Source organism: Pseudoalteromonas sp. S558, from assembly GCF_005886635.1.
Lineage (GTDB): Bacteria > Pseudomonadota > Gammaproteobacteria > Enterobacterales > Alteromonadaceae > Pseudoalteromonas > Pseudoalteromonas aliena.
Map to the genome: position 1 here is coordinate 1 of NZ_PNDU01000253.1, position 823 is coordinate 823.

Below are 823 nucleotides of genomic sequence, written 5' to 3' on the forward strand. Positions count from 1 at the left end.
GCATCGGTATCCATTAAATGGTAATCAAGACTTCCTTCTAGCTTATACCAAGCGTCTAAATAAGCCTTTACTAAGATAGGACGTTGTACTGGCTCACTTTCAATAACGTTATAGAGCTTGCTAAACCGTCTTTTAAAAAGTAATTCTTTGGATACTTCGCGTTCAACATCCCCCATTTCAACTGCAATACTATCAAATAATAAATCAAGACCTTGATTAGCAATTAAAGCCAACATATTCAGGTAATACTCTTTTCCCATATCTAGGCAGTAAGCAAAACTTAGCCATTTTAAAAAATTTTCTAAATAATCTTCACGTATTTCTTCCCAACCTACACGCTCAGCCTGCTCGCTATCTGGTAAGGCATCGGCATAGTTTTTTTGCCATTGGCGATACTCTAGCGTATTTAGAAGATCAGGTTTTAAAGATAATAATTCATCACCACGTGAATATTTTTGGTGTAACAAGTAAATAGAGTCACTGACTAGCCTAAATGCACCTTTCATTTTGACTTCAATTGAATCAGTATCATCAAATTTAACGTCCCTAACATCTTCTTCAATACATTCTTTTTTAAACGCTATACGTTCATCATAATATGCTTTATTTTTTAAAGTATCTCGTAACATGCTTTGTTCTCTTATGTCATCAGCTTGTTTCAGTTTTCATAAAAAATTCTAGTCATTATTTAAGTATGTAATCCTTCAATATAAGATGCACACACTAAACCCTCTTTACTTTTGAGTTAGATATAATTTAACCCACCAATGGTGCAGTTTTCGGCTTTAGTGCACTCTATATCACAATACTCAACGTCAACCAC

Annotated in this window: 1 protein-coding gene; it reads right to left on the bottom strand. The window is 34.0% G+C overall.

The window, feature by feature from the left end; translation table 11 throughout:
• Positions 1 to 629: PoNe immunity protein domain-containing protein (locus tag CWB66_RS16085; protein WP_138586140.1), on the bottom strand; the 629-nt coding region annotated here is incomplete at its 3' end.
• Positions 630 to 823: the final 194 nt, after the last annotated feature.